Raw genomic sequence first — 25,472 nt, forward strand, 5'->3', positions numbered from 1 at the left:
GCTCTCCTCAGTACGCCAGCGAGCGGTCGACGGCGTCGAGCACACGGTCGAGATCGGGCAGGTACCGCTCCTCCAGGCGGGCCGGCGGATACGGCGCGTGGTAGCCGCCCACCCGGAGCACCGGGGCCTCCAGGTGGTGGAAGCAGCGCTCGGTGATGCGGGCGGCGATCTCCGCGCCGGAGCCGAAGAAGACCGGGGCCTCGTGGACGACGACGAGCCGGCCGGTCTTCTCCACCGAGGTCTGGATGGTGTCGAAGTCGATCGGGGAGACCGACCGCAGGTCGACCACCTCCAGGCTGCGGCCCTCGCGCTCCGCCTCGGCGGCGCTGTCCAGACAGGTCCGCACGGCCGGCCCGTACGCGAGGAGCGTGGCGTCCCGGCCCTCGCGGACCACGTGGGCGCGGTGCGGGTCGCCGGGGGCGGTCTCCGTGTCGACGGCACCCTTCTCGTAGTAGCGGCGCTTGGGCTCGAAGAAGATGACCGGGTCGTCGGAGGCGATCGCCTGCCGCAGCATCCAGTACGCGTCGGAGGCGTTCGACGGGGAAACGATCCGCAGCCCGGCGACGTGCGCGAAGAGGGCCTCGGGGGACTCCGAGTGGTGCTCGACGGCGCCGATGCCGCCGCCGTAGGGGATCCGGATGACGACGGGGAGCTTGATCCGGCCCAGGGAGCGGGCGTGCATCTTCGCGAGCTGGGTGACGATCTGGTCGTAGCCGGGGAAGACGAAGCCGTCGAACTGGATCTCCACGACCGGGCGGTAGCCGCGCAGCGCGAGACCGATGGCGGTGCCCACGATGCCGGACTCGGCGAGCGGGGTGTCCATCACCCGGCTCTCGCCGAAGTCCTTCTGCAGGCCGTCGGTGATCCGGAAGACTCCGCCGAGCCTGCCGACGTCCTCGCCCATGATCAGGACCTTGGGGTCCTGCTCCATCGCGGCGCGCAGCGCCTCGTTGAGGGCCCGGCCGAGCGGCAGGGTCCGTGTCGCGGGCCGCACCCCGTCCGCCGCGGGCGCGACCGTGACGGTCGTCATCTCAGTTCCCTCCTGTCACGGCGAAGTTCGCCTCGTAGCGGCGGAACGCCTCGCGCTCCTCGTCGACCAGCGCGTGCGGGTCGGCGTAGACGTGCCGGAAGATCGCCTCGGCGTCGGGGGCGGGCATGGAGCGCACCCGTGCGCGCAGGTGCTGCGCCAGTTCGCCGGCCTCCTGGTCGACGGCGTCGAAGTACGACGGGTCGGCGGCGCCGAGGTCGAGCAGATGGGCCTTGAGGCGGGCGATCGGGTCGCGGCCCGCCCACTCCTCGACCTCGGCGGAGTCCCGGTACTTGGTGGGGTCGTCGGAGGTGGTGTGGGCGCCCATGCGGTACGTGTACGCCTCGACGAGCATGGGTCCCTCGCCGCGGCGGGCGCGCTCCAGGGCCGCCTTCGTCACGGCGAGGCAGGCGAGGACGTCGTTGCCGTCGACGCGGACGCCGGGGAAGCCGAAGCCGTCGGCCCGCCGGTGGATCGGGACGCGGGTCTGCCGCTCGGTGGGCTCGGAGATGGCCCACTGGTTGTTCTGGCAGAAGAACACGACGGGGGCGTCGTAGACGGCGGCGAAGTTGAACGCCTCGCTGACGTCGCCCTGGCTGGTGGCGCCGTCGCCGAAGTACGCGATCACGGCGGTCTCGGCGCCGTCCTTGGCGACGCCCATGGCGTAGCCGGTGGCGTGCAGGGTCTGGGAGCCGATGACCAGGGTGTAGAGGTGGAAGCCGTGGTCGGTGGGGTCCCAGCCGCCGTTGTTGACGCCGCGGAACATGGCGAGCAGGTTCAGCGGATCGACGTCCCGGCACAGGGCGACGGCGTGGTCGCGGTAGCTGGGGAAGACGTGGTCGGCGGGGCGCAGGGCGCGGGCGGAGCCGACCTGGGCGGCCTCCTGGCCGAGCAGGGACGGCCACAGGCCGAGCTCTCCCTGGCGCTGGAGGGTGACGCCCTCCCCGTCGACCCGGCGGGCGAGGACCATGTCGCGGTAGAGGCCGCGCAGTTCCTCGTGGCTGAGGTCGATGTCGTAGTCGGGGTGCCGGACGCGCCGGCCGTCGGGGGTGAGCAGCTGGACGGCGTCGGTGCTCACAGCCCCTTCCCTCCGTCGGCACCGGCGGAGGCCGGGGCGGTCGTGGCGGCAGCGGGGGCGGTCGTGGCGGCAGCGGAGGCGGTCGCGGCGGCCATGAGCGGCGCGGTCGCGGCGGGAGCCTGCCCGGTCGCCGTCACCGTCTCGGTCGCGGTCGCGGTGGTGGCCCCGGTTCCGGTCGCGGTCTCCGCGGCGGCGCGGGAGGCCGCGACCTTCGCGGCGGCCGCGGCCCGGGCGGCCTTCGCGGCCTCGGCGGCCTCCCGGTCCTTGCGGGAGCGGGACCAGCGGCGGGTGAGCGGGACCTCGACCCAGGAGTAGAGCGCCCAGGCGAGGAGGACGGAGACGACGAGCTCGCCGAGGAGGACGCCGAGGGCGGCCGGGGTGCCGAAGAGCCGGTCGCCCAGGAGGTGGCGGGTGTACTCCAGGACCGTGAAGTGCACCAGGTAGAAGGCGAAGGAGATCTCGCCGAGCCAGACCATCGGCCGGTTGCGGAAGATCGTGAAGCGGTTCTCGTTGTCGGCGAGGGCGCCGGCGGCGATCAGCAGGGCGGCCGGGACGACACAGATGAGGCGGATGCCCCACAGCCACGGCACGTACAGGCCGGCGACGTAGGTGACGACGAGCAGCAGGCCCGACCAGGCCATGCCGATGTTGCGCCAGCGGCCGAGGACGACGGCGCGGCCGACCAGCATGCCGAGGGCGAAGTCGAGGAGCCGGCCCGCGGGCAGGACGTAGGCGAACCAGAAGTAGTTGGCGGACTGGCCGGGCTCGTTGGGGACGACCTCGGTGCCGACGGGGATGATCGCGTACGTGACGAGCGGGGTCGCGGCGATGAGGGCGATGACGCCGCCGATCCAGTACTTGAGCCGGTGGGCGGGGATCCGCTTGAGGACCAGGAACAGCGCCGGGAAGGCGAGGTAGAAGAACGCCTCGGCGGACAGCGACCAGCCCACGTTGTTCACGGCGAAGTTGGTGGGGATGTCCGGCACCCAGGACTGCAGCATGAACAGGCTCAGGAAGCCCTGGAGCGGCGTGGTGGGAGCGCCGTCGACGCCGTCGACGAGGACCAGGGCGAGGACCCAGGCCACGACGTACGGCGGCACGATCTTCGCGAAGCGGCGGCGCCAGAACGACGTGGCGGTGTCGCCCTCGCGGGCGGACCAGATCAGGATGAAGCCGCTCAGCATGAACCAGAACGGCATGGTGAGGCCGGCGACCATGGCGAGCGCGTGGTAGATGCCCCGCTCCACGCCCGGGTCGGCGAAGATCCGGATGCTGGCGAACGGCAGGACGGCGTGGAAGAGGAACACCAGCAGCGCGGCGGGGAAGCGCAGGCCGGTCAGCGTGGGCAGCCGGCCCACGCGGGGCGCGGACGCCTCCGCGGGACGGGCGCCGTCGGCCGAGGTGCCGCCGGAGGCGCCGCTTCCGATCCCGGTGGCCGGGCCGGTGGGTCTGGTGAGGCTCTCGATGCTCACGGAACTCTCTCTCCTTGGATGGATGCGCGGGGAGGGGGGCGCGGGGGGAGGGGGTGCTGGTGAGGGGTGCGGGGGCGTACGGGAGGTACGGGCCGTACGGGGGGTGCGAGATGGCGCATGGCTGTACTGCCGGGCTGTGCGGGCACGGGGGGTGCGGAACGGTGGGGGGTGCTGGTGGTGCGGACGCCGCGGGGCGGCGCCGGGGGTGCGGGAGGCACGGGGCGCGCGGGCGCGCGGGCCTCAGATGTCCAGGACCAGGCGCTTCGAGGCGCACCGCGAGACGCAGATCATCATGACGTCGCCGGCCTCCTGCTCGGCCGGGCTGAGCAGGGAGTCCCGGTGGTCCGGGACACCGTCGAGGACACCGGTCTCGCAGGTGCCGCACACGCCCTCGCGGCAGGATGCGTCGACGTAGATCCCCGCGTCGTCGAGGACGTCGACGATCGACTCGTCGGGGCCGACGGTCACCGTCTGCCCGGAGCGGACGCACTCGACCTCGAAGGAGGTCTCGCCGCCCTCGGGGGCCGGGGCGGCGACGCCGCTGAACCGTTCGACGTGCAGCCGGTCGGCGATCCCGAGCTCCCGGCACACCTCCAGGGCGCCGTCCATCAGGGCCTGCGGGCCGCAGCAGTAGACGTGCGCGCCCTCGGGGAGCCGGCCGAGGACCTGGCGGAGGTCCATCCGGCCGCGCTCGTCCTTGGGGTGCAGTTCGACGGTGCCGGTGCCGGTGCCGGAGCCGGTGTGCGCGGCGAGGGCGGCGAGTTCGTCGCCGAAGGCCATCGACGCGCGGGACCGGCCCGCGTACCAGAGCTGCCAGGGCTTGCCGCGCAGCTGGGCCTCGCGGGCCTGGGCGAGCAGCGGGGTGACGCCGATCCCGCCCGCGAGGAAGACGTACGAGGCGGCGTCGGCGAGCGCGAAGTGGTTGCGGGGGCCGCGCACGGTGACGGTGGCGCCGGGGCGCAGCCGGTCGTGGACGAAGGCCGAACCGCCGCGCGAGTCGGGGGCCTTGAGGACGGCGACGCGGTAGGCACTGGTCTCCGCGGGGTCTCCGCAGAGGCTGTACTGCCGGACCTGGTCGCCGGCGTACAGGTCGATGTGCGCGCCCGCCGCCCAGTCCGGGAGCGGTTTGCCGTCGGGGCTGACCAGCTCGACGGACAGGACGTCGTCGGCCTCCCACGTCATCCGGCGTACCAGCAGGTCGAACGGGTTCTCCTCGGTGGTGCTCATGCTCGTCCTCCTCACCGGCGTCGGGGGCCGGGGTCGTCGGGGCGGGGCCGGGCTGTGCGGGACCGGCTGTGCGGGGCCGGGGCACGGGCCCCCTCGCGAGGGGGCCCGGATCGCACGGCCTAGGCCGCGGCCCCGGCAGCGCCGGCGGTGCGGTCGGCGTCGCGGCCGAACTGGATGGTGTTGGCGAAGCCCACGCCGTGGCTCTTGACGTCGATGACGACGCGGTCGCCGTCGGCGATGCGGAAGCCGTCGTGGAAGCTGGCCTCGTCGGCGCCGAGGAGGACGTAGTTGACCATCCCCGGGCGGCGGATCGCCGGGTAGGTGAAGAGGTTGTCCATCATGTCCGCGACCTTGAAGTAGAGGGCGCTCTCGCCGCAGTCGAAGCTGCCCTCCCAGGCGGAGACGCCGTCGCGCTCGATGGTGACGCGGCCGGTGACCGTGGTCGGCGGGGTGCCGAGGAAGACGAAGGGCGACAGGGAGGTGTCGCTGAGCTTGCAGTACGGGTTCCAGCCCGGGTTCAGCCGGTGCAGGCCGATGTCGCACAGGTCGTTGCCGAAGGTGTAACCGACGTAGTGCGGGTCGCCGTTGTCGTCGTTGACGTACACGAGGGCGACCTCGGGCTCCTCGATCAGGGCGACGGCCTTCTCCGGGACGACGAGGGCCTCTCCGGGCATCCGGATCCAGGAGCCGAAGCCCTTGAAGAACCAGTTGGGGGCGACGAACTCGGTCTCGTCGGTGGGCTCGTCCTCGTACTTGGACTTGTGGGTCCGCATGAAGCCGCTGAGCAGCGCGTTCCCGGAGCCGGGGAGCAGCGGCGGCAGGAAGCGCAGGCCGGGGTCGTCGGCGGCGACGGTGATCTGCCCGCCCTCGCCGGTGACGGAGGCGATGACGGCCTCGGGGGAGGAGGCGGCGATGAACTCCGCCTGGAGCTGGCCGTCGGCGACCGGGTAGAGCGTCAGCGGCTCGCCGGCCTCGGGCTTCTCGAACCCCGCGTACCGCTCGCCCTTGTACTCGGCTTCGAACAGGATGGAGATGGACATGTCGGTCGGCCCTCCTCAGGCCGGGGGCGGCGGCTGGGCCGCCGGGGAAGGGGGTCCCGGGCGCCGGCTGGGGGGCCGGCGCCCGGAAGCGGGAAACGCTGGACGAAGGGTCCGGTGGGGGTCAGGCGGCGTCCGGTACGGCGGCGCCCGCCGTGAGGTCCGCCAGGACCTCCTCGATCCGGTCGAGCGAGGCGCGGATCCAGTCGAGCGCGAGCGGGTCCTCGGCGCGCAGCGCCGCCCGGCACCGCTCCTCGGTGTCGCCGTAGAGGCGGCTGGTCGCCACCCGCAGCCGCAGCGACTCCTCCGCCTCGCCGAAGGCGCTCGCGGGCAGCAGCCCCACGCCGTACCGCTCGACGAGCAGGTGGGCGAGGCCGGCGCCGGTGCGCACCCCGTGGACCTCGGCCAGGTGCGCGCGCAGCGGCTCGAAGTCCGGGTAGAGGTAGCACGTGGCCACGACCGGCTCCAGGATCGCTCCGGCGGCGGCGAACCGCTCGGCCATCGCCCGCGCGACCGTCTCGTGGAGGCGGCGGCTCGCGGCGATGTGCTCCACGATCTCGTCGGGCTCGTCGAAGGCGTACGCGGCGGCGGCCTGGACGGGGGCGGCGGGGCTCGACCAGATCTGGCTGGCCACGCCCACGAGCCGCTCCCGCAGCCGCTGCCCGGTCTCACCGGCCGGCAGCCGGGCCACGCCGGTCCGCCAGCCGCCGATGGCGAGGTTCTTGGTGAGGCCGGTGGTGACGACGGTCCGCTCCGGGGCGAAGACCGCCGGGGAGACCGCGGGCGTCGCCACCGGGTCGTACACGAGGTCGCAGTAGATCTCGTCGGAGATGACGACGAGGTCCAGCTCCCGCGCCGTTTCCGCGAGCCGTCGCACGGTCTCGGGAGCGGCGATCGTCCCGGTCGGGTTGTCCGGCAGGGTGACGATGACGGACCGCGGGTCGTGTCCGGCGGCGCGGGCGGCGGTGACCGTCTCGCGCAGCCGGTCGGGGTCGGGCACCCCGCCCTGACCCGGCAGGGTCGGGACGGGGAAGTGGCGGACGCCGATGAGACCGGCCTGCGCCGCGTAGCTGACCCAGCTCGGCATGGGGATGACGACGTCGCCGCCGACCGCCAGGAGCAGGGCGAAGAGCATCGGCTTGCTCCCGGGGCCGCACACGACCTGGTCGGCGGTGGTGGCGAGGCCGCGCCGGCCCCAGTAGCCGGCGGCGGCCTCGCGCAGTTCGGGGCTGCCGGCGACGGGGCCGTACGAGCCGAGGTCCGCGGACTCGGCGAGCCGGGCCCGCAGGCCGGGGTGGACCGGCAGGCCGATCTCACCGCTGGCCATGGAGAGCACGGACTCGCCGGCCGCGCGGCGGCGGGCGATGGCCTCGTCGGCGGCGAGCGTCGCCGACATGGTGACCTGGTGGGTCTGGGACATGGTGCTCACGCCTCGCCGAACAGTTCGCGCAGGACCTTCTTGCGGACCTTGCCGGTGAGGGTCTTCGGCAGGGCGTCGACGACCTCCAGCCGGTCCGGCAGGAACCGCTCGTCGAGCTCCGTCTCGCGCAGGTAGGCGCGGATCTCGTCGAGGGTCGGGTGCTCGTCGCCGGAGGGGACGACCACCGCCAGGATCGGGTCCTCGACCCGGCCGGTGGGGCCGACGAGGGTGGTCTCGACGACCTTCGGGTGCCGGTTGATCGTCGACTCGATCTCGGCCAGCGGGACGACCATGCCGTCGCGCTTGATGGCGTCGCTCGCCCGGCACAGGATGCGGATGCCGCCGCGGCCGTCGTCGCGGGCCACGTCGCCGGTGTCGAACCAGCCGTCGTCCAGGATCAGCGCGTCGTACTCGGCGTCCCGCTTGTAGTAGCCCAGCGCCTGGGAGGCGCCGCGCACCCGGAGCCGGCCGACGGGGGCCCGCTCGGTCGGGTTGATGCACTTGTCGATCCGGATCTCCATCGCGTCGATCGGACGGCCGTTGCTGTGCGCGGCCCAGTCCTGGTTGTAGTCGAGCTTGGTGATGGTGACCGGGCCGTTCTCGGACATGCCCCACAGCGAGTACGTGCGGGCGCCGAGCATCTCGCGGAGCTCGTCGACCAGGGGCTGGAGGACCTGCGCCGATCCGGTGACGACGTGCCGCAGGGTGTGCACGTCGCGCGGCTCCACCCGCTGGGACTGGGCGATGTCGGTGAGCGTCGGCGGCGGACCGTAGAGGAGCGTCGCCCCGTACTTCTGCACGAGGTCGAGCAGCACCTCGTTCTTGCGGCGGTCCTGGAAGGCGATGGTGCCGCCGAGCATGACGCTGGCCAGGATGCCCTGGCCGAAGCCCGAGTAGTGGACCAGCGGGGTGGTGACGGCGGCGACCAGGTGCTCGTCGAGGAGGAAGGTGTCGACGTAGCCGCGGATGGCCGAGTGGACGGTGTTCTGGCTGTGCAGCACGCCCTTGGACTCGCCGGTGGTGCCGGAGGTGAAGAGCACCACGAACGGGTCGTCGGGGCCGCGCTCGCGCCCGGCGAGGTCGTGGTGCACGTCCTCCCAGACGGTGTCGATGAAGTGGCTGCGGAAGTCGAGGCACCCCTCAGGGGCGGTGCCGTCGACGATCACCACGTGCTCCAGGCCGGGCAGTTCCTGCCGCAGCCGGTTCGCGGTCTCGCCGAGCGGGTTGCCCTCCCAGTCCGACATGGTCACGATCACCCGCGCCTCGGTGAGGGACAGCCGGTGGCGCAGCGGCTCCTCGGGCGTGGTCGGGTCGATGGGGCAGATGACGGCGCCGACGCGGAGGCACGCGTACAGCAGCGGCACCATCTCCCACCGGTTGGGGAGCTGGACGGCGACGAAGTCACCCGGCTTGACGCCCAGTTCGACCAGTCCGCCGGCGAACCGGTCGGTGAGCTGCTTCAGCTCGATGTAGTCGAGGGTGTCGGTGCGGGCCTCCTTGATGCGGCGGGCGGCGACGGCCAGCTTGTGCGGACGCAGCCGGGCCTGGCGGCGCAGGTCGTCGAGGAAGGTCTCCTTGCGCCACCAGCCGCGCTGGTAGTAGAGGGCCTCGCGGGCCTCGCGGCCGTCGGGCATGGGGCTGGTGATCTCGATGACCGGCATCGTCTCCCGGGTGAGGACGACTCCGTCGACGACGCGGGGCGCCGGCGTCTGGGGCGCTTCCTTGACCTCGGTGGTCACGAACGGTCCTTCCGGCGGGCGGTGAGCAGGGTGGGCAGGGGGTCGCCCGCGTGCGCCGCGGCGATCTCCAGGAGGTCCCGGGTGTTGCGGCGCACCCGGTCGCCGACCCAGTCGAAGACCCATGCCTTGCGGGCGTCCGCCGACAGGTCGAAGGGGACGACGCGGGTGACGGCCAGGGCGGCCGAGGCGGCCCCGCCGATGTTGGCGATCACACCGGGGACGAGGACGGTGCCCGAGGCGCGGACCTTCTCCTTCGCCTCGCCGCTGGAGCTGAGGTTGCCGCCCTCGACCACCAGGCCGGCCCGGACCCGGTGCGCGTTCTCGGCGTTGATCGCGTGCTTCTGCGCCGCGAGGATCAGCAGGTCGGCCTCCACGTCCAGCCAGGCGTCCTGCTCCTGGGAGACGGTGACGTCCTGGGGCAGCCGGGAGCGGTCGATCCTGCCGAACTCGTCGGTGATCGCGACGAGGTCGGCCACGGGCAGCCGGGATGCGCTGATGGTGCCCTCGACGTCGGCCACGCCGACGACGACGTGCCCGCGCTCCTCCAGGAAGTGCGCGACCGCGCGGCCCACGGCACCGAACCCCTGCACCACGACCCGGGCCGGCCCCTGGTGACCGCGGGCCTCCAGGGCGGTGATCGCGGCGACGCCGACGCCGTGGCCGGTGCAGTCGATCAGCGGCTCGTAGTAGGTGCGCCAGTCGATCGGCATGTCGGGGGCGCCGAGCCGGTAGCGCGGGTCGTACCCGGCCTCGTCGAAGAAGACGGCACGGTCGGCGGGCGTGACGCCCATGTCGATGCCGAGGTGGATGCCGCCGTGCAGCAGCGGCTTGACGGTGCGGCCGAAGGTGCGGAAGGTCTGCTCGCGGTCGCTGCCGTCGGAGACGATTCCGGCCTTGGCGCCGCCGATGGGCAGGCCGGCCAGGGTGAACTTGTGCGTCATGTCCCGGGCGAGGCCGGCCACCTCCTCCTGCGTGACGCCGGGGGTCATCCGGGTGCCCCCCATGGCCAGACCGTCGTGGAGCGAGTCGACGACGACCCAGCCCTTGAGGGATCCCTGGCTGCCGTTCAGCGAAACGACGAAAGCCGGATCTTGGGGTTCGTCCGTGAGGGGATTGCCGTTCAGGGAACTCATGACCGAGGACCTCATAATCGATTCGGTAGGGCTTCTGACTGGACTGAAGCGATGTCGGGGACGTGCCGCGGGGCCGGGCGCGGGGGACGTCGGACGGCCCCGCGGCACGTGTCTGGGGTGGTGATCAGCCGGTCGGGCCGGTCACCGGTACGTCTCCGCGAAGCCGCGGAGGATCTCCATGCCGTCGCTGCGGAACTCCAGGTGGGCCTGGGCGCCGTAGATGCGGCCGTCGTCGGAGCGCAGGAACTCGACGGGGGCGTGCTCGGAGCGGCCGATGGACCGGAAGCCGGCCGGCGCCGCCTGGAGGTAGAGGGTGTGGCGGTGGAAGACCGTCACGGTCGGCTTGACGTAGGAGAAGACCGGCTCCTCCTTGTCCACCTGCACCTCGTAGCCGCCGACGCGCTGGGTGCCCTCCTTGAGCTCCCCGCCGTTGGCGACCGCGATGATCTGCATGCCGCCGCAGATGCCGAAGACGGGCACCTTCGCGTTCATCACCAGGTCGATCAGCGGCTTGTAGAAGTCGCCGTCGAAGGCGCGGACCTTCGTGCCGCTCAGGACGACGGCCTGGTATTTGGCGTCCAGGCGGGCGGGGACCGAGGCGGCGTTCACCACGTCGGTCTCGGAGCCCAGGTCCTCGAAGCGCTTGCGCAGCTGCGGCAGGGAGAGCGTTCCGTTGTTGACTACGAGAACCCGGGAAGTCGCCACGAGTTCTGCTCCTCTCGGTGGTCGGGGATCACGAGCTCGTGATGACGGTTCCGGTCTGCTCGGCGAGCAGCCGGCTCACCGGCGCGCTGCCGATGACGACCCGCTGGACGCCGCGGTCCAGGGCCTCGCCGGCCGCCCGCAGCTTCTTGCGCATGCCGCCGGTGGCGCCGCGGTCGCGGAAGTCGGCGGCGGCCTCGGCGCTGATCCGGCGGACCGGCTCGCCGTCGATCAGCAGGTGCTCCACGTCGGTGACGAGGGTCAGCGAGGCGGCGGCCGAGGCACCCGCGATGGCGGCCGCGGCCCGGTCGGCGTCCGTGTTGACCTCCTGCCCGGCCGCGTTGCGGGCGAGCGGGGTGACGAGGTAGCAGTGGCCGGGCCGCAGGCCCGAAAGCCGGGCCGGGTCCACCTCGGTGATGGGGCCGACCAGGTTCTCCAGCTCGACGAGCTGCTTGCCCTGCCACCACCAGCGCTCGCCCTCGCCGGCCCGGACCAGGCCGTCGCTGCCGATGACCCGCTCGACGGTGATGCCGCGCCGGGTCAGCCGCTCGGTGACGATCCGGCCGACGTCGGCGCTGACCGTCTTGATGTCGGCGATCACCTCGGGCGTCGTCCAGCGGGACTGGTTTCCGTAGCGGTCGCGGAGGATCGCGGACGGCTCCGTGTAGCGGGGGTTGAGCTCGCGCAGCGGCTTGGACCAGCCGTGCACGAGGACCAGCGGGTTCTCCCGGCCGTGCTCGGCCAGGTCGTCCCACCAGCTCTCGGACATGTCGTCCAGGCAGCTGCCGCCGAGCTTGACGACGGTGGGGGTGTACGCGGTCGCGGCGTACGCGGTGTCCGCGGTCAGGGTCTCGGTCATGCCGGCATCACCGGCTGAGCCGTCAGACCCGTCTCCTCGGCCAGGCCGAACCGCAGGTTCAGCGCCTGGACGCCCTGCCCGGCCGCGCCCTTGACCATGTTGTCGAGGGCCGACAGGACCACGATCCGGCCGCCCTCGGGGTCGTGCAGGACGGTCACGTCGCAGTAGTTGGAGCCGAGGACCGCCTGCGGGTCCGGCACCGGGATCAGGGTCTCGGTGTTGCGGCGGACCCGGACGAACTGCTTGTTCTTGTAGAAGCGGAGGTAGGCGCGCTGGAGCCCGCGGGCGTCGACCTCGTCGTCGGTGAGCACGTACGAGCTGGCGAGCAGCCCGCGGACGTGCGAGACGCCGTACGCCGACATCGACAGGGAGCCGATCTTGCCGGGCTTGGCCCGCTCGAAGAAGTCGCGCACCTCCGCCGCGTGCCGGTGCCCGGTCGGGGCGTACGGGGCGATGGCGCCGTTGCGCAGCGGGTGGAGGTCCGCGGTGCGCAGCGACAGACCGCCGCCGCTGGACCCGCTCTTGCCGTCGATCATGACCGTCTTCAGGTCCAGGCCCAGCCCGAGCGTGAGCGGGGCGAGGCCGAGGGTGATGGCGGTCGCGTAGCAGCCGGGGAGCGAGATCAGCGAGGCGCCGGCGAGCTGGTCGCCGACCAGCTCCGGGACGCCGTAGACGAAGCGGTCGGCCAGCTCGACCGTCCGCTCGACGGAGGGGTACCAGCGCTCGTGCAGCTCCGGGGTGCGGATGCGGAAGGCGCCGCTCAGGTCGATGACGCAGGGCACCTGGTCGGCCAGGCGCGCGGCCAGCACGGCCGACACCGGGGCCGGGGTGGCCAGGAAGACGACGTCGCAGCGGTCCGACAGGTCGGTGTCGGCGGTGGACTCGACGGTCAGGCCGAGGTCCAGGCGGAGGCCCGGGTGGAGCTCCGAGGGGCGCCTGCCGACGTTGGACGAGCCGCCGAGGAAGGTCAGCTCCAGCTCGGGATGCTGGGTGATCAGGCGGATCAGTTCACCGCCGGCGAGCCCGGAGGCGCCGACGATTCCGACACGGATCATGCGAGGATCTCCTGCACGTAGCGGCTGACGGCGGAGGGGATGTCCACGCCGGTCGCCGAGGTGATCGCCCGGAACGCCGGGGCGTGGTTGACTTCGTTGACGACGTAGCCGTCGGCCGTCTTGAACAGGTCGATGCCGTAGATGCCCTCGCCGAGTTCGTTCACCACCCCGTCGACGATCTTCTGGACCTCGGGGTCGTGGTCCATGGCCTGGTGGCGGTTGCCGAGGGCCGCGTTGCTGCGCCAGTCCTCGCCGGCGCTGGCGAACTCGGCGGCGGCGATCAGCTCGCGGCCGACGACGAAGCAGCGCACGGAGCTGCCGCCGTCGAGGAACGGCTCGACCAGGGAGGCCTGTTCGAAGCCGTGGCCGAGGTCCTCGATGTAGTCGTAGACGGACTGGGCGGTGTCGGCGTCGCGGATCAGGGTGACCCGCTTGCCCATGCCGCCGAAGACGGGCTTCAGCACCAGGGGGAGCGGAAGCTCCTTCAGCGTCTTCTCGAAGTCCTTGCGGGACAGGACGAGCCGGTAGTCCGCGACGGGGATGCCGGCCGTGCGCAGCAGGGTGCGCAGGGCCAGCTTGTTCTCGCAGGCCTGGATGGCGTGGGCCGTGTTGAGGGTCCTGATCCCGGACGCCTCGGCCTGGACGGCCAGGAGGCCGCCGCGCGTGTAGCTCCGGCTGCGGATGAGGACCACGTCGTATCCGCTGAGGGAGGAGTCCTCGGCGCCCAGCGCCAGGGACTCGTCGTTGACCCACTCGATGCGGTGCCCGAAGGCGGGGGCGGTCTCGATCAGCCGGCGTTCCTCCCAGCCGATCCGGTCCGCGACGATGGCGATACTGCTGCCGCTCATTGAGGGACTCCTATCCGGTGCGCGGCTCACTGGCCCCAGTCGCGCAGCGTCACTTCGATCATGGCGAGGGAGAGGGTGCCGTCGGCCTCGACGTTCTCGACGCGCAGCGTGAGCATGCACTCGGGGCAGACGAGGGTTTCGCCCTGCACCATCGGCGGGGTGGAGAGGTCGGTCTCGCACTCGGGGCAGACGGCGCTGATGAGCGGGGTGGACATGGATGACTCCATTCGAAGGGTGAGAAGGGGATGGGGCGGGGGCTCAGAGCGACCGGAAGTCGACGGCGGCCTTGCGGATGCCGTCGCGGTCCAGCAGCTCGGAACCGGCGGCTTCCTGACGCTCGGTGAGCCAGGCGGTGAAGGCGGCGGTGTCGAGGTCCGCGCCCTCCTCGGCCAGCGCCCAGTCGACGAGGGCCGTGGTGAGGCGGCTGCGCACGCGCAGCTCGCGGCTGTTGCCGACGAGCTCGGGCGGCAGCGTCTCGTACGCCTCGGGGTGGGTGAGCTGGCCGGGCAGTTCGTAGGCGAAGGCGTGCGGCGTGGTGGGGCCGGACTGGAAGGCCTCGCCGAGGCCCGCGCCCTTCAGCGCCACCTCGGACAGCTCGGTGAGGTGGGAGAGGTCGAAGCGGGTGTCGCCGTGGATGATCCGCAGCGAGGTCAGCAGCTCGGCCAGCGGCGCGTTGCCGCCGCGCTCGCCGATGCCGCCGACGGTGGTGGAGATCCACCGGGCGCCGGCCCGGACCGCGGCCAGGGAGTTGGCCACCGCCATGCCCAGCATGTTGTGCGAGTGGATCTCGATCTCGGAGCCGTCGATCGCGGTCAGGTCCGCGATCTTCTCCTCCATCTGCCACGGCGAGAGGTAGGCGACGGTCTCCGCGAGCCGGAACCGGTCGGCGCCGGCCGCGAAGCCCGCCTCCACGTACGGGACCAACCGCTCCTTGGGGGTGCGGGCGCCGTCCTCACCGCTGAAGGTGACGTGGAAGCCGCGTTCCTTGGCCCCCTCGATCGCGGCGCGCGCCACGTTGATCAGGTACTTGGCGCTCGGCGAGGCGAGCTTGAGGGCGGCGTGCTCCTGCGAGGTGGGGATGGAGAACATCACGTTCCGCACGCCCAGGCGCAGCGCCTCGTCGAGTGCCTCCTCCACCTGCCGGCGGTCGCGGACCACGACGAGGGTGAGGCTGCGCTCGGGGCCCACCGCCTCGTGCGTGGCGTGGACCAGGTCGGCGTCCTTCGAGGAGGGCCCGGAGACCATGCCGACCTCGACGAGGGACACGCCGGTCCGCACGAGCAGGTCCGCGATGACCGAGGCGTCCTGGGGACGGAATTCGACTCCGGCCATATGGGCCGAATCCCGCAGGGTCGCGTCGGATATGTGGGGCAGCACCTCCGGGACACTGCCACCGTTCTGTGATTCCGCCATTGCCTTTACTCCTTGGTCGAGGCCGTTGGAATGCGGCTGGTGCTGACATCAAGAATCAGCCGCCGGCGGAACGGGGGTCAAGGAGATCCGTGTCAGGCTTCCTCGACTTTTCTCAGGTCGTGTGAGGGCTGTCAAGGAATGCAAACCGGACGTGAACCCGCCTGCGGAAAACGTCAGTAGAAAGCCGGGCGGCGCGGGGCGGGAAGTTTTCCGGTGTGCACGGCATTCCATCGGGGCAAGCAATCGGAGAAACAGGAAATCGTGTCAGCAGACGGGAAATTCAAGATGGACCTTCGCGCGACCCCGCGACTCGGCGTCGTCGTCCCGCCGGAGAACCCCACGGCGGAGCCGGAGTTCAACCGGCTGGTCGGCGAGCGCATGAACGTGTACACGAGCCGCTTCCCGGTGACGCCCGGCAAGGGGCTCCTGGAGATGCTGGAGGCGTGGAACGAGGCACTGCCCGACACCCTGGGCGGCTTCGGCACCATGGGCCTGGACGCCGCCGTCGTGGCCTGCAGCGCCTCCCACTACCTGCTCGGACCCGAGGGCGACCGGGCCTTCTGCGAGGAGCTCGGCGAACGCGCCGGCCATCCCGTGTGCTCGTCGACCCAGGCCATCCTGACCGCCTGCGCGTGGCTCGGCGTGGACCGGCTGACCCTGGTCTCCCCGTACGAGCCGTGGCTGACCGAGACCTCCGTCGGCTTCTGGCGCGCGGCCGGGCTGACGGTGGACGAGGCGCTCCTCGTCCCGGCCCGGCCGGGCCGCTTCGACCCGTACGAGGTGACGACCGAGGCGATACTCGAGCGGGTCCGCGAGGCCCGCCCCGCCGAGGACACCGCGCTGCTGTTCACCGGCACCGGCATGGGCACCCTCGCCGCCCTGACGGAGCTGGGCCGGGACAGCGACCGGGTGATGCTCACCTCGAACCTGGTCAGTGCCTGGTGGGCCCTGCGCACGGCGGCCGCCCCGGCGGACCCGGCCGGCGGCCACCCGCTGCTGGCCCGGCTCGAGCGGCGCGCGGCCGCGGTGGCGGCCTGAGGCGGCGCCGGTGCGGGCGTACGACCCGTCGCCGGGGCCGGTACGGGCGTACGACCCGGTGCCGGCGTACGAGAAGGGCGCGGCCGGTCGCCGGAACCGTCCGCGCCCTCGTCGGCGACGCCGCCGCCGTACCCGTTCAGACCCCGACGGGGTGCCGCTGGGGCGTGCCGATCTTGTAGCCGACGCCGCGCACCGTGACGATCCACTTGCTGGAGCCGAGCTTGGCCCGGAGGCTGCTGACGTGGGTGTCGATGGTGCGGCTGGATGCCGCGCGGTCGGTCTCCCATACCTTCGCCATCAGTTCCTTCCGGGACACGACCCGCTCGGGGGTGGAGGCCAGAACGTACAGGAGTTCGAATTCCTTCGACGTCATGGCCACCGGCCGGCCGCTCAGGCGCACCTCCCGTGACCGCCCGTCGATGTGCAGCGGTCGCAGCGAGATCGACTGCGGGCCGTCGGCGGTCTGCGGGTTCACCCGGCGCAGCACCGCGCCCATCCGGGCGATGACCTCACGGGATCCGCAGGTCTTCACCACGCAGTCGTCCGCCCCGGCCTGGAGCGCGAGGACCCGGTCCAGTTCCGTGTCGCGACGGCTGAAGGCGATGACCGGGGTGTCGCCGGCAGCTCTTATCGCCCGGCACACCTCGAGGCCGTCCATATCCGGGAGTTCCAGATCGAGCAGCACGATGTCCGCCTGCGGCAGGTGCGTCAGCGCGCCCGATCCGGTGCCCACTCCTTTCGCTTGGTATCCCTGGCGTCGCAGATTCTGGACGGTGGACTCGATCGATTCCGAATCCTCCACCACGAGTGCATTCACCATCTGGCTGTCAACTCCTTTGGTCTGGCTGAGAAATATCGGTCCCGAGAATCGCAGGCATTCTGCGGCGGTCTTGTGCCGAAAGCGCCCGCGTGGAGGAGCCGGTCGTAGACGTGAGCGGCGGATACCAGGGTCATGTGGTGGTGCCAGCCGGGAAAGGAGCGGCCCTCGAAGTCGAGGAGCCCGTAGTCCCGTTCGAGCAGGGACACCGTCAGGCCGGTCCCGGCCTGGGCCTGGGCGAGGGTCGTCAGCTGCTCCACCCGCCGCCCGGTCAGGCTGGTGATCCACACCCGGGGGGTGCGGGACTCCGCCGGGTGCCACTCGGTGAAGAGCCGGTACGTCCGGCAGGAGCCGGGCAGCCGCACCAGCTCGGAGACCACCCGCAGCTGCCGGCCCCGGCCGCCCGGCGCGGCGAGGGTCACCGCGCGCGGCGGCAGGACGTGGTGGTGCCGGAGGAACTGCCGGGCTCCGACCGGGCCGAAGGGGGTGGCGGCGGCGCCCGGTACGGTCCGCGAGACGCGCGGGTCGGCGGGGAGCACCGGCAGGGCGCCGGGCACGGCCACCACGAAGTCGAGTCCGCGCCGTTCGAGGCCCGCGAGGAGCCGCCCGGCGTCGAGGTGCTCGCTCAGGTCGGCCACCACCGGCAACCGGTCCGTCAGCCGGCGGGGCAGGGCCGTCGAGACGGAGTCCACCAGGTCCAGGACGTGCTCCCACACCGGCCGGTGCCGGACCGATTCGGGGACCCGGGCGCGTTCGCGCAGCTTGGCGTCCTCGTTCCACTGCTCGGGCAGCAGCAGCCGCCAGTCCACCGGCAGGTCCTCCTCGCCGGTGGCGAGGAAGGCCCCGAGTCCGACCTGACAGCTGATGGTGCGCCCGGCGGCGGGGACGAAGCGCCGGTGCACCCCGCAGGTGTGCTCGCCCCGCTTGGGCAGGACGACGGTGCCGATGGTCAGCGCCCGTAAGGGCAGGTGGTCCCCCGTCAGCCGGATCAGCTCCTGCCGGGCCGGCATCCAGTCCCAGGGGCTGGCGCTGATGAACTGGTGCAGCGACTGGGAGGCGGTGGCCGGGGCGGCGGAGACGGCGGCGGCGAGCCGGCGGATCGACTTCCGGCCCGGAGTGGTCAGCAGCCCCTGGAGGTAGAGCTGGGCCCAGCGGCGCTGATCCGCCCTGGGCAGGTGGGCGAAGACCGAGTCCGCGAAGTGAAAGATCCGTGTGTCGTGGCCCGGATCGACTGCCTGGGCCAAGCGGTAGTCCGCCATGGTGCGTTCCCCTCCCCCGTCATGCGACCCAAATATAATAACGAACATCCTCTATTTTTCGCGAGGGGGAGGGGGGACGCCTCCGCGACTTAGCCAAGTCGAACAGGAGTACGCCGCGCCGGAGCTGGGACGGCCCCGGCGCGGCCTGCCCCCTGGTTACGCGCCCGTGCCCGCCCGCTTGGCCGGGAAGCCGTGCGTGCGCGCCCCGACCACCACGGCCAGCACCGGCACGATCAGGATCAGGACGCTCCACGGGAACGACCCGGAGCCGAACCGGTCGAGCAGCAGCCCGCCGACCAGCCCGCCGCCGGCCATGGCCACGTTCCACAGCGTCACGAGCATGGCCTGGGCCGCGTCGGCGGCCTCCTCACCGCCGGCGTCGCCCGCCGCCGTCTGCAGCAGCGTCGGCACGCCGCCCCAGCCGAGGCCCCACAGCGTCACCGCCGCGTAGATGACGACGGTGTTGCCCGACAGGACGGCGAGCGCGGCCGCCGCCAGAGCCATCAGCAGCACGCTCACGATCGTCAGCACCCGCAGCCTGCGGTTGATCAGGGCGCCGACCGCCCAGATGCTCAGCAGGGACGCGGCGCCGAAGACGAGCAGCACCAGGTCGATCGAGTCGCCCAGACCGACCTGCTCGAGGAAGATCGAGATGAAGGTGTAGAGGATGGTGTGCGCGAGCACGAGGACGAGCGTCACGAAGAGCACGGGCGTCACGCCCGGCACCTTCAGCGCGCTCAGCATCGGGGCCCCCTTGCCCTCCGGCTTCTGCCCCGGGTAGTCCGGCACGGCCGCGGCGATCCAGCCGAGCAGGATCACCGTGAGCCCGGTCATGGTCAGGAAGGCCACCTGCCAGCTCACGGCCTTGCCGAGGAAGGTGCCGGCCGGAACGCCCAGCGAGAGGGCGACCGGGATGCCCGCCATGGCGATCGCGATCGCCTTGCCCTGGAGACGCGGCGGCGCCATGCGACGCGCGTAGCCGGCGAGCAGCGCCCAGGCGAGACCCGCGGCGACACCGGCGACGAACCGGGCGCCCATGGTCAGCAGGTACGAGGTGGAGACCGCCGTCACCGTGTTGGCGACCGCGAAGCCGGCCATCGCGGTGAGCAGCAGCCGCTTGCGCCGCCAGGCGGCGGTGGCCGCGGTCAGCGGGATCGCGGTCAGCGCGGTGCCGATCGCGTAGATGGTGACGGTCTGCCCCGCCGCGGACTCGCTGACGGCGAGGTCGGCGCTCATGGCGGGCAGCAGACCGGCCGGCAGGGTCTCGGTGAGGCTGGTGATGAAGACCGCCGTCGCGAGGGCCAGCAGGGCGAGCAGCGGCAGCCGTTGCGGCTCGGCCTCCTTCGTCCGTACATCGGTGGGTGCGTATGTGGTCATGGGATATCAGCTCGCATCTCGGCCCGTCCGGGTCCGGGTGTCGTGGGGTGAGGGGTGGGCTTCGGCCCCGACGGCGGAAGCCCGGTCCGCCCGGTAGCCGAACTGTCCGTCCAGCAGCGACCGCAGTCGTCTGCGGCCGCGGTGCAGACGGGAGTTGACGGTGCCGCAGGGGACGCCGACGAGCGAGGCGATCTCCTCGTACGGCAGCCCCTCGACATCGGCGAGGTAGACGACGGTGCGGAAGTCGCCGGGAATCGACCGCAGTGCCTCGCTGATCACCGGATCCGGCACCCGGGCCATCACCTGGGCCTCCACCGAGGGCAGGCCCTCGGCCGTGTGCGAGGCCGCGCGGGCGAGCTGCCGGTCCTCGATGTCCGCGCCGGTCGCGTACATCTGCTCCACCCGCCGCTTCCGGCAGGCCGTCAGGTGGACGTTGGTGAGGATCCGGTGGAGCCAGGCCCGCAGATTGGTGCCGGGCCGGAACTGGTGGAAGCCGCGGTAGGCCCGGGTGTACGTCTCCTGCACCAGGTCCTCCGCGTCCGCGGGGTTCCCGGTGAGCCGCATGGCCTGCGCGTACAGCTGCGGACGGTAGCCGACGGCATCCCGCGCGAAGCGGGCCGTCCGCTGCTCGTCCGTCTCGGGGGCGAGGGCGGGGGCGGGGGTGGTGTCCGTCATGGCGGGGAGCATTACATAGAAAACGTTCGGTTTTCTTTTTGGGTCGGAGGATCCGCGACGACCTTGGCAACTTCCCTTCAGGGGTGTGACGTCGGCCCCGCGAACGCGTCCGGCCCGCCGCGCTGGAGGACGCGGCGGGCCGGGGGCCGGGGTGGATCAGAAGGCGGAGGCGTCCGCCACCTCGGCGACGGCCGAGAAGGCGGCGCCGTCGCCCTGGAGGCAGTCCACGCGCAGCCGGTGGCGGCCGGGAGCGGACTCCCCGGGCAGTGCCTCGGCCTCGATCCAGCAGGGCGCGTCGAACTCCACGTACCGGTGGAAGCGCACGTCCATGGAGAGCGGCAGCGCCGGTCCCCGGGACGGGTTCAGGGCGTGGGACGCCTGCCGTACGGACTCCAGCAGCACCATGCCCGGCACGTGGTCCACGGGGTGGTCGAAGAGCACCGGGTGCGCGGTGTTCACCCGCAGGCGCCAGCGCCCGATCTCCCCCGACGGGGAGAGCACGACGTCGTGGTCCCGGCTGCGGCCGGCCAGGCCCGGCGGCAGCGGTGAGGTCGGCGCGGGTGCGCCGAGGAACATCCCGGCCGCGTCACCGCGGCCCGCCCGCAGCCTGCGGTAGACCTCGGGGGAGTGGCAGCCGAACTCGGTCTCGACCGCGGCGAACGGCACGCCGTCGCGGACGACTTCGATGCGCATCCTGATCGAGGCAGGCAGGGCCCGGCGGTAGCGCACGTCGGAGCACGTGACGCGCAGCTCGATCTCGGCCGGCGTGCCCGTGATGCGCAGACCCGAGGGATCGACCTCGTACCGCAGGTCCCGCCAGCTGAGCTGATAGCCGAAGGGCATGTCGTACGCGGCGTGGGCGAGCAGCGGAAACGTCTGCCGGGCCGTCTCGCACAGCATCAGGGGGTCGTACATCCCGTGCTCGGAGACGTAGAAACAGTGGTCGCGCGGCCACTGCGCGGTGACGGTGAAGGAGTCGGGGCCGTTCCTGTGCCAGCCTGTCAGGAAGACCTCCGACAGTGCCGCCCGGTGGACGTACTCCCGGGGGACCGTGGTGGTGAGCGGGGTACGTAAAACCTCAGAGCGTTCCTTGGTGAGCATGCTTCTCCCCCTGCATACACATGTGGAGCCCGCGGGGATCTACCGATCGCACGGGCTTGCCTGTAAAATAAGGGCGTTCGTTTTTTTTGTCGAGGGGATAGCGCGGATCCATGGACGAGCCGAAGCAGGAACGGGCGGTGAAGACGCGGGACGGCATCCTCCACGCGGCCGCCGAGGTGTTCGACGAGTGCGGCTTCAGCGGAGCCAGCATCAGCAAGATCATGAACCGGGCCGGGGTGACCCAGGGCGGCATGTACTTCCACTTCAAGTCCAAGCGGGGCCTCGCCATGGCCGTCATGGCGAGCCAGCAGGACTTCGTGGACCCGCCCAAGCGCTCCGAGGGCCTCCAGGCGCTGATCGACCTCACGTTCCACCTGGCCCGCGAGCTCCAACGGAACGTGCTCTTCCGCGCGAGTGTGCGGCTCGCGGTCGAGCAGGGCGAGTTCGGGGTCCGGAGCGACACGGCCTACCAGGAGTGGGTGGACCACTTCCTGAAGCACCTGCGGGTGGCGCGCGAGCTGGGCGAACTCCTGCCGGACGTCGACGAGGCCGAGTTCGCCATGACCCTCGTGGGCGCCTACACCGGGACCCAGCTCTACTCGAACATCGCGAGCGAGCGGAAGGACCTTCCGCGGCGCGTCTCCCTGCTGTGGCGGTTCACGCTGCCGGCCGTCGCGACCCCCGAGGCCCGCGAGCGGCTCCGCATCCACCCGGGCAAGAGCGGCCTGCCCGTCTGACGGTGCCCCGACGACGACCGCCGCGACCGCGGCGGTCGAGGCCGTCGACGCGGTGACGGTCGCGGGCGGGGACCGGCCCCGCCGTCCACCGGGGCGCTCTCGCCGGCCGGGCGCACCTGCCCCCCCGGCCTTCCCCGGCCGCTCAGCGCCGTTCCGGCCGCTCAGCCCTCCTCGGCCGCTCGGAGCCGTCCAGGCCGTTCGAAGTCGTCCCCGGGGCCGATCGGTCTTCCTCGGCCCGCCGGGCTTCCGGGACGGCGCACACCTCACCGGCGTCGCCCGTCGCCGAGACGCCGGCGAGGGCCAGCCGCCAGACCCGGTTCAGCTGATCGGCGGCGCCCTCCGATCCGCCCTTCGCGCCCAGCCCGCAGCGCACCGAGCGCTCGGCCCCGCCGGCCAGGTACTCCACCAGGGTCGTCACGTCCTCCGGCGGCGCGCCGTCCCGGAGCTGGCCCGCCCGGTCGGCCTCGTCGAGCAGCTCACGGACCGTCGGCAGCCAGATGCCCGACCAGGAGGTGCTCTCCGGGAGCTCCCGGGCGAGCCGGATGCTCGCCCGCACCAGCACCTCACGCTCCATCAGCCGCGCGAGCTCGAAGGTGAAGTCGACCACCGCGCTCAGCGCCGAGGTCCGCTCCGCGGTGACCCGCTTCAGCGCGGCCCGCGTGACCGCGCGCCCTTCCTCCCGTACGGCTTCGGCCAACTCGGCCTTGGAGGCGAAGTGGAAGGTGACCGCCCCGATGGACACACCCGCGGCCTTGCTGATCCGGGACAGCGAAGTGCCCGCGTATCCGTCGCGGTCGAACTCCACCGCGGCCGACCGAACGAGTCCCGCGCGGGTGCGTACGGCCCTCTCCTGTTTCACCATGCTGACTCCGAATGGGCTCCTGGAGAGTGCATCCTCGGCGGGCCCCGCGAGGGTTGGCAACGCCGAGTTGGTCAAGATGCAACGCGATTTTCCTTCTCGCCGCGAGGAGCCGATTCCGGCCAGCCCGCGAGGAGCGGCGTCAGCTAGAAAGCGAACGTTCGCTATTCTTTGGGCATGGTCACCCTCCCGTCCGACGACACCGTCTCCCGCTTCACCGAGCGGGTCTTCGACCCGCTGACGCGGGCCGACCAGCGCGCCTGGGCACGGAGATACCTGCGGGCGCTGCTGACCACCCCCGGCAAGAAGTCCGTCCGCCGGCTCGCCGCCGGCGTCTCGGCCTCGCCGACGGCGGCCCAGGCCCTGCACCAGTTCGTCAACGTCAGCCCCTGGGACTGGACCCCGGTGCGTGAGGAACTGGTCCGCTGGACCGAGCGGCGGCTCGACCCGCGGGCCTGGGTCGTCGACCTGGCCGTGCTGCCCAAGCGCGGGGAGCACTCCTGCGGGGTGCACCGCCGCTTCGTCTCCGCCGCCGGACGGGTCGTCACCTGCCAGGTGGGAGTCGGCGCCTTCCTCGCCACGGCCACCGACGCGGTCCCCGTCGACTGGCGCCTCCAGCTGCCCGGCGCCTGGGGCAAGGACCCGCACCGGCGCCGGCGCGCCCGGATCCCCGACGACGTGGGCTTCCGGCCGCCCGAGCAGCACGCGCTCGAACTCGTCGACTCCCTGGCGGCGGTGAGCCGTGCCGTGCCCGTCCCGGTCGTCGCCCACCTGGGCGCGACCCCCCGGGCGGGCTCCCTCGCGCGGGGGCTCGCGGCCCGGGGACGGGACTTCGTGCTGGCCGTCCCCGACGAACTGCGGGTCAGGGCCGCCCGGTCGCCCGGCCACCCGCCCTGCCCCCGGGGCGAGGAGTGCGGCCCGGTGTACACGGCCCGGGGAGCGCTCGACCAGGGCTCCGACCCGCTTCGCACCGAGGACGCGGGCCCTGCCGGCCGCGAGCACCGGGCCGCGGTGGCGACGGCCCTCGTCCACCCCGTCGACCGCCCCTCGGTGGGCACCCCGCACCGCGCCTACCGCCTCTTCACGGTCCGCCCCGAGGCGGGCCGGTCCGCGTCCCAGCTGTGGCTCACCAACATGAGCCACGCCCGCACCGAGAACCTGCTCGCCCTCACCCGGCTCCTCGCCCTCACGCGCCAGGCCACCCGCCGCCTGGAGGAGGACCTGGGCCTCCTCGACTTCGAGGGCCGGTCGTACCCCGGCTGGCACCACCACATGACCCTGGTCTCCGCCGCGTACGCCCTCCACCGCCTCCATCACCGGCCCTGCGTGACCGCCGGGGCGTGACGGAGGTACGAGGCGGGCCGCCGAGGCGGGTGCGTCGGCTCCCGCCGGGGGGCAGGACCTGCGGAAACGCCGAAGGCCCCGGCCCGGAGGTGATCCGGGCCGGGGCGAAGGCGGGTGGGGTGAAGGAGGGACGCGGTGAACGCGGATGCGGTGAAGGTCGGGCGGGGGCGATGGGGGAGGGCCGGGGTGACGTCCGTCCGGGGCGTCAGCGGTGCGCCGCGTCCTCCTGCCGGGCCGGGACGGCGCCCCGGTACCACTCGGCCGCCGCCTCCAGGCGGGTCAGCGGGCCCGGCCCCGGCGGGCACGACGCGAGGCGCCAGACCGCGGAGCTGTCGTACCAGTGATCCAGCGCGAAGAGCGCGAACTGGCGCTCGTTCAGGCCGCACGCCGACTCCCGCAGCAGCCGACGGCACTCCTCCCAGGGCATGTGGCCCTCCACCGCGGGCAGCACGCCGACGGCGGCGAGCGAGGCCAGGAGGTCACCGGTGCGGACGGGCTCGGGATGGCTCGCGTGCCAGACGGTCCCGCCGGCGGGCCGGGGGGAATGCGCGAGGCGGACGACGAGCCGGGCCAGGTCGGCCACGTCGACGACCGAGAGCAGCCCGCGACCGCCTTCCCACACCGCGGGGGCCACCTCGACGAGCCGGGCCAGGGCCGGCACCACCCACCGGTCGCCGGCACCCGTCACCAGGCCGGGCCGGAGCACCACCGCGCCGGCCGCGAGGGCGTGCTCCTCGGCGGCGAGGCGGGTGCGGCTGGCCGCCGACGTGGGGGCGGGCACCACCTCGTTCACCGCGATCCCCCGGTGGGGCCCCGGGCCGTAGACCGCGGAGGTGGACAGGTGGACGATCCGCCCGACGCCCCCCCGTACGGCTTCCTCGGCCAGCGCCGCGGTTCCCCCGATGTTGACCCGGGCGCACCGCGCCTCGTCGGGCCCGAGCGCGGCGGCCATGTGCAGCAGCACGTCGACGTCACGGCAGGCGCCGTCCAGCGTGCCCGGCTCCGAGAGGTCCGCCGAGACCCATTCGTCGGCGAGCGCCGCGGTCTCGTCCGGCAGGCGCCGCCCCAGCACGCGGATCACGCAACGCTCCTGGCGCGGCGCCGCGTCACGGTCGCGCGCCAGCGCACGCAGTACCGCCGAGCCGATGAAGCCCGTGGCGCCCGTCAGTGCGACGCGTCTCGGTCTCATGGGGCGCCCCGATCTCTCAGAAAAAAACGAACGACCTTATTTTACAAGGCCCTCTGGACCGACAGG

Annotated in this window: 24 protein-coding genes; 3 read left to right on the top strand and 21 right to left on the bottom strand. The window is 72.6% G+C overall.

Going from position 1 to position 25,472, the window contains the following annotated elements:
* Window positions 1-7 precede the first annotated feature (7 nt).
* The 14 genes from ABD954_RS19755 to ABD954_RS19820 all read right to left on the bottom strand — a co-directional run bounded on the left by ABD954_RS19755 (window position 8) and on the right by ABD954_RS19820 (window position 15,010).
* Complete coding sequence (locus tag ABD954_RS19755; protein ID WP_345487365.1) at window positions 8-1,030, bottom strand: alpha-ketoacid dehydrogenase subunit beta; 1,023 nt, start codon at window positions 1,028-1,030, stop codon at window positions 8-10.
* Window position 1,031: 1 nt separating this feature from the next.
* Window positions 1,032-2,105 (bottom strand): pyruvate dehydrogenase (acetyl-transferring) E1 component subunit alpha, encoded by a 1,074-nt coding sequence (gene pdhA / locus ABD954_RS19760; RefSeq protein ID WP_345487366.1) that lies wholly within the window; start codon window positions 2,103-2,105, stop codon window positions 1,032-1,034.
* Complete coding sequence (locus ABD954_RS19765) at window positions 2,102-3,577, bottom strand: acyltransferase family protein (protein WP_345487367.1); 1,476 nt, start codon at window positions 3,575-3,577, stop codon at window positions 2,102-2,104. Before ABD954_RS19765 ends, pdhA begins: the two co-directional genes overlap by 4 nt.
* Before the next feature lie 240 nt (window positions 3,578-3,817).
* Window positions 3,818-4,804, bottom strand: a complete 987-nt coding sequence (locus ABD954_RS19770; RefSeq protein ID WP_345487368.1) for a PDR/VanB family oxidoreductase — start codon at window positions 4,802-4,804, stop codon at window positions 3,818-3,820.
* 119 nt (window positions 4,805-4,923) lie between these two features.
* On the bottom strand, window positions 4,924-5,844 hold the full coding sequence (locus tag ABD954_RS19775; protein ID WP_345487369.1) for a fumarylacetoacetate (FAA) hydrolase: 921 nt from the start codon (window positions 5,842-5,844) through the stop codon (window positions 4,924-4,926).
* A gap of 121 nt (window positions 5,845-5,965) precedes the next feature.
* Window positions 5,966-7,261 (bottom strand): pyridoxal phosphate-dependent aminotransferase, encoded by a 1,296-nt coding sequence (locus ABD954_RS19780; RefSeq protein ID WP_345487370.1) that lies wholly within the window; start codon window positions 7,259-7,261, stop codon window positions 5,966-5,968.
* Between the two features lie 5 nt (window positions 7,262-7,266).
* Window positions 7,267-9,000, bottom strand: a complete 1,734-nt coding sequence (locus ABD954_RS19785; RefSeq protein ID WP_345487371.1) for an AMP-binding protein — start codon at window positions 8,998-9,000, stop codon at window positions 7,267-7,269.
* The gene (locus ABD954_RS19790; RefSeq protein ID WP_345487372.1) at window positions 8,997-10,133 is read right to left on the bottom strand and encodes a Glu/Leu/Phe/Val dehydrogenase dimerization domain-containing protein; all 1,137 of its coding nucleotides are present in this window, start codon (window positions 10,131-10,133) and stop codon (window positions 8,997-8,999) included. The genes ABD954_RS19785 and ABD954_RS19790 overlap by 4 nt, the downstream gene beginning before the upstream one ends.
* Window positions 10,134-10,274: 141 nt before the next feature.
* The gene (locus tag ABD954_RS19795; protein ID WP_345487373.1) at window positions 10,275-10,838 is read right to left on the bottom strand and encodes a type 1 glutamine amidotransferase; all 564 of its coding nucleotides are present in this window, start codon (window positions 10,836-10,838) and stop codon (window positions 10,275-10,277) included.
* A gap of 28 nt (window positions 10,839-10,866) precedes the next feature.
* Window positions 10,867-11,694, bottom strand: a complete 828-nt coding sequence (locus ABD954_RS19800; RefSeq protein WP_345487374.1) for an amino acid kinase family protein — start codon at window positions 11,692-11,694, stop codon at window positions 10,867-10,869.
* Window positions 11,691-12,749, bottom strand: a complete 1,059-nt coding sequence (gene argC, locus ABD954_RS19805; protein ID WP_345487375.1) for an N-acetyl-gamma-glutamyl-phosphate reductase — start codon at window positions 12,747-12,749, stop codon at window positions 11,691-11,693. The genes ABD954_RS19800 and argC overlap by 4 nt, the downstream gene beginning before the upstream one ends.
* The gene (locus tag ABD954_RS19810; RefSeq protein ID WP_345487376.1) at window positions 12,746-13,597 is read right to left on the bottom strand and encodes an ATP-grasp domain-containing protein; all 852 of its coding nucleotides are present in this window, start codon (window positions 13,595-13,597) and stop codon (window positions 12,746-12,748) included. The genes argC and ABD954_RS19810 overlap by 4 nt, the downstream gene beginning before the upstream one ends.
* A gap of 26 nt (window positions 13,598-13,623) precedes the next feature.
* Entirely contained in the window at window positions 13,624-13,812 is a 189-nt protein-coding gene (locus ABD954_RS19815; protein WP_345487377.1) for a lysine biosynthesis protein LysW, read from the bottom strand.
* A 43-nt stretch (window positions 13,813-13,855) separates the two neighbouring features.
* On the bottom strand, window positions 13,856-15,010 hold the full coding sequence (locus tag ABD954_RS19820) for a LeuA family protein (RefSeq protein ID WP_345487378.1): 1,155 nt from the start codon (window positions 15,008-15,010) through the stop codon (window positions 13,856-13,858).
* 285 nt (window positions 15,011-15,295) lie between these two features.
* On the opposite strand from ABD954_RS19820, the gene ABD954_RS19825 reads away from it, so the two are divergent.
* Complete coding sequence (locus ABD954_RS19825; RefSeq protein WP_345487379.1) at window positions 15,296-16,048, top strand: maleate cis-trans isomerase family protein; 753 nt, start codon at window positions 15,296-15,298, stop codon at window positions 16,046-16,048.
* Window positions 16,049-16,184: 136 nt separating this feature from the next.
* Here the strand turns inward: ABD954_RS19825 and ABD954_RS19830 are convergent, their stop codons facing one another.
* The 5 genes from ABD954_RS19830 to ABD954_RS19850 form a co-directional block, all read right to left on the bottom strand.
* Window positions 16,185-16,868: a response regulator transcription factor gene (locus tag ABD954_RS19830; protein ID WP_345487380.1), complete on the bottom strand. Its 684-nt coding sequence runs from the start codon at window positions 16,866-16,868 to the stop codon at window positions 16,185-16,187.
* Complete coding sequence (locus tag ABD954_RS19835) at window positions 16,862-18,124, bottom strand: IS701 family transposase (protein WP_345487381.1); 1,263 nt, start codon at window positions 18,122-18,124, stop codon at window positions 16,862-16,864. Before ABD954_RS19835 ends, ABD954_RS19830 begins: the two co-directional genes overlap by 7 nt.
* A gap of 156 nt (window positions 18,125-18,280) precedes the next feature.
* A complete protein-coding gene (locus ABD954_RS19840) occupies window positions 18,281-19,501 on the bottom strand; it encodes an MFS transporter (RefSeq protein ID WP_345487382.1) in 1,221 nt (406 codons plus the stop codon).
* A gap of 6 nt (window positions 19,502-19,507) precedes the next feature.
* On the bottom strand, window positions 19,508-20,176 hold the full coding sequence (locus ABD954_RS19845; protein WP_345487383.1) for a sigma-70 family RNA polymerase sigma factor: 669 nt from the start codon (window positions 20,174-20,176) through the stop codon (window positions 19,508-19,510).
* A gap of 156 nt (window positions 20,177-20,332) precedes the next feature.
* Window positions 20,333-21,277: a ScbA/BarX family gamma-butyrolactone biosynthesis protein gene (locus tag ABD954_RS19850; RefSeq protein WP_345487384.1), complete on the bottom strand. Its 945-nt coding sequence runs from the start codon at window positions 21,275-21,277 to the stop codon at window positions 20,333-20,335.
* A gap of 110 nt (window positions 21,278-21,387) precedes the next feature.
* Between ABD954_RS19850 and ABD954_RS19855 the strand changes: the two genes are divergently transcribed.
* A complete protein-coding gene (locus ABD954_RS19855) occupies window positions 21,388-22,014 on the top strand; it encodes a ScbR family autoregulator-binding transcription factor (RefSeq protein WP_345487385.1) in 627 nt (208 codons plus the stop codon).
* Between the two features lie 142 nt (window positions 22,015-22,156).
* Here ABD954_RS19855 and ABD954_RS19860 read toward each other — a convergent pair whose 3' ends face one another.
* On the bottom strand, window positions 22,157-22,876 hold the full coding sequence (locus ABD954_RS19860; protein WP_345487386.1) for a TetR family transcriptional regulator: 720 nt from the start codon (window positions 22,874-22,876) through the stop codon (window positions 22,157-22,159).
* Window positions 22,877-23,050: 174 nt separating this feature from the next.
* On the opposite strand from ABD954_RS19860, the gene ABD954_RS19865 reads away from it, so the two are divergent.
* Window positions 23,051-24,217, top strand: coding sequence for an IS701 family transposase (locus ABD954_RS19865; RefSeq protein ID WP_345487387.1), 1,167 nt, complete (start codon window positions 23,051-23,053; stop codon window positions 24,215-24,217).
* 205 nt (window positions 24,218-24,422) lie between these two features.
* Here the strand turns inward: ABD954_RS19865 and ABD954_RS19870 are convergent, their stop codons facing one another.
* Complete coding sequence (locus ABD954_RS19870; RefSeq protein ID WP_345487388.1) at window positions 24,423-25,406, bottom strand: NAD-dependent epimerase/dehydratase family protein; 984 nt, start codon at window positions 25,404-25,406, stop codon at window positions 24,423-24,425.
* Window positions 25,407-25,472 lie beyond the last annotated feature (66 nt).

Source organism: Streptomyces roseoviridis, assembly GCF_039535235.1.
In the GTDB taxonomy this organism is placed as follows: domain Bacteria; phylum Actinomycetota; class Actinomycetes; order Streptomycetales; family Streptomycetaceae; genus Streptomyces; species Streptomyces roseoviridis.

Bases quoted from the DNA above. Each gene is read 5' to 3' on its own strand.
- ABD954_RS19865 (WP_345487387.1), top strand. From the start codon at position 23,051: ATGGTCACCCTCCCGTCCGACGACACCGTCTCCCGCTTCACCGAGCGG.
- argC (WP_345487375.1), bottom strand. From the start codon at position 12,749: ATGATCCGTGTCGGAATCGTCGGCGCCTCCGGGCTCGCCGGCGGTGAA.
- ABD954_RS19870 (WP_345487388.1), bottom strand. From the start codon at position 25,406: ATGAGACCGAGACGCGTCGCACTGACGGGCGCCACGGGCTTCATCGGC.
- ABD954_RS19835 (WP_345487381.1), bottom strand. From the start codon at position 18,124: ATGGCGGACTACCGCTTGGCCCAGGCAGTCGATCCGGGCCACGACACA.
- ABD954_RS19825 (WP_345487379.1), top strand. From the start codon at position 15,296: ATGGACCTTCGCGCGACCCCGCGACTCGGCGTCGTCGTCCCGCCGGAG.
- ABD954_RS19800 (WP_345487374.1), bottom strand. From the start codon at position 11,694: ATGACCGAGACCCTGACCGCGGACACCGCGTACGCCGCGACCGCGTAC.
- ABD954_RS19790 (WP_345487372.1), bottom strand. From the start codon at position 10,133: ATGAGTTCCCTGAACGGCAATCCCCTCACGGACGAACCCCAAGATCCG.
- ABD954_RS19855 (WP_345487385.1), top strand. From the start codon at position 21,388: ATGGACGAGCCGAAGCAGGAACGGGCGGTGAAGACGCGGGACGGCATC.
- ABD954_RS19820 (WP_345487378.1), bottom strand. From the start codon at position 15,010: ATGGCGGAATCACAGAACGGTGGCAGTGTCCCGGAGGTGCTGCCCCAC.
- ABD954_RS19850 (WP_345487384.1), bottom strand. From the start codon at position 21,277: ATGCTCACCAAGGAACGCTCTGAGGTTTTACGTACCCCGCTCACCACC.
- ABD954_RS19840 (WP_345487382.1), bottom strand. From the start codon at position 19,501: ATGACCACATACGCACCCACCGATGTACGGACGAAGGAGGCCGAGCCG.
- ABD954_RS19815 (WP_345487377.1), bottom strand. From the start codon at position 13,812: ATGTCCACCCCGCTCATCAGCGCCGTCTGCCCCGAGTGCGAGACCGAC.
- ABD954_RS19755 (WP_345487365.1), bottom strand. From the start codon at position 1,030: ATGACGACCGTCACGGTCGCGCCCGCGGCGGACGGGGTGCGGCCCGCG.
- ABD954_RS19810 (WP_345487376.1), bottom strand. From the start codon at position 13,597: ATGAGCGGCAGCAGTATCGCCATCGTCGCGGACCGGATCGGCTGGGAG.
- ABD954_RS19770 (WP_345487368.1), bottom strand. From the start codon at position 4,804: ATGAGCACCACCGAGGAGAACCCGTTCGACCTGCTGGTACGCCGGATG.
- ABD954_RS19845 (WP_345487383.1), bottom strand. From the start codon at position 20,176: ATGACGGACACCACCCCCGCCCCCGCCCTCGCCCCCGAGACGGACGAG.
- ABD954_RS19830 (WP_345487380.1), bottom strand. From the start codon at position 16,868: ATGGTGAATGCACTCGTGGTGGAGGATTCGGAATCGATCGAGTCCACC.
- ABD954_RS19860 (WP_345487386.1), bottom strand. From the start codon at position 22,876: ATGGTGAAACAGGAGAGGGCCGTACGCACCCGCGCGGGACTCGTTCGG.
- ABD954_RS19775 (WP_345487369.1), bottom strand. From the start codon at position 5,844: ATGTCCATCTCCATCCTGTTCGAAGCCGAGTACAAGGGCGAGCGGTAC.
- ABD954_RS19780 (WP_345487370.1), bottom strand. From the start codon at position 7,261: ATGTCCCAGACCCACCAGGTCACCATGTCGGCGACGCTCGCCGCCGAC.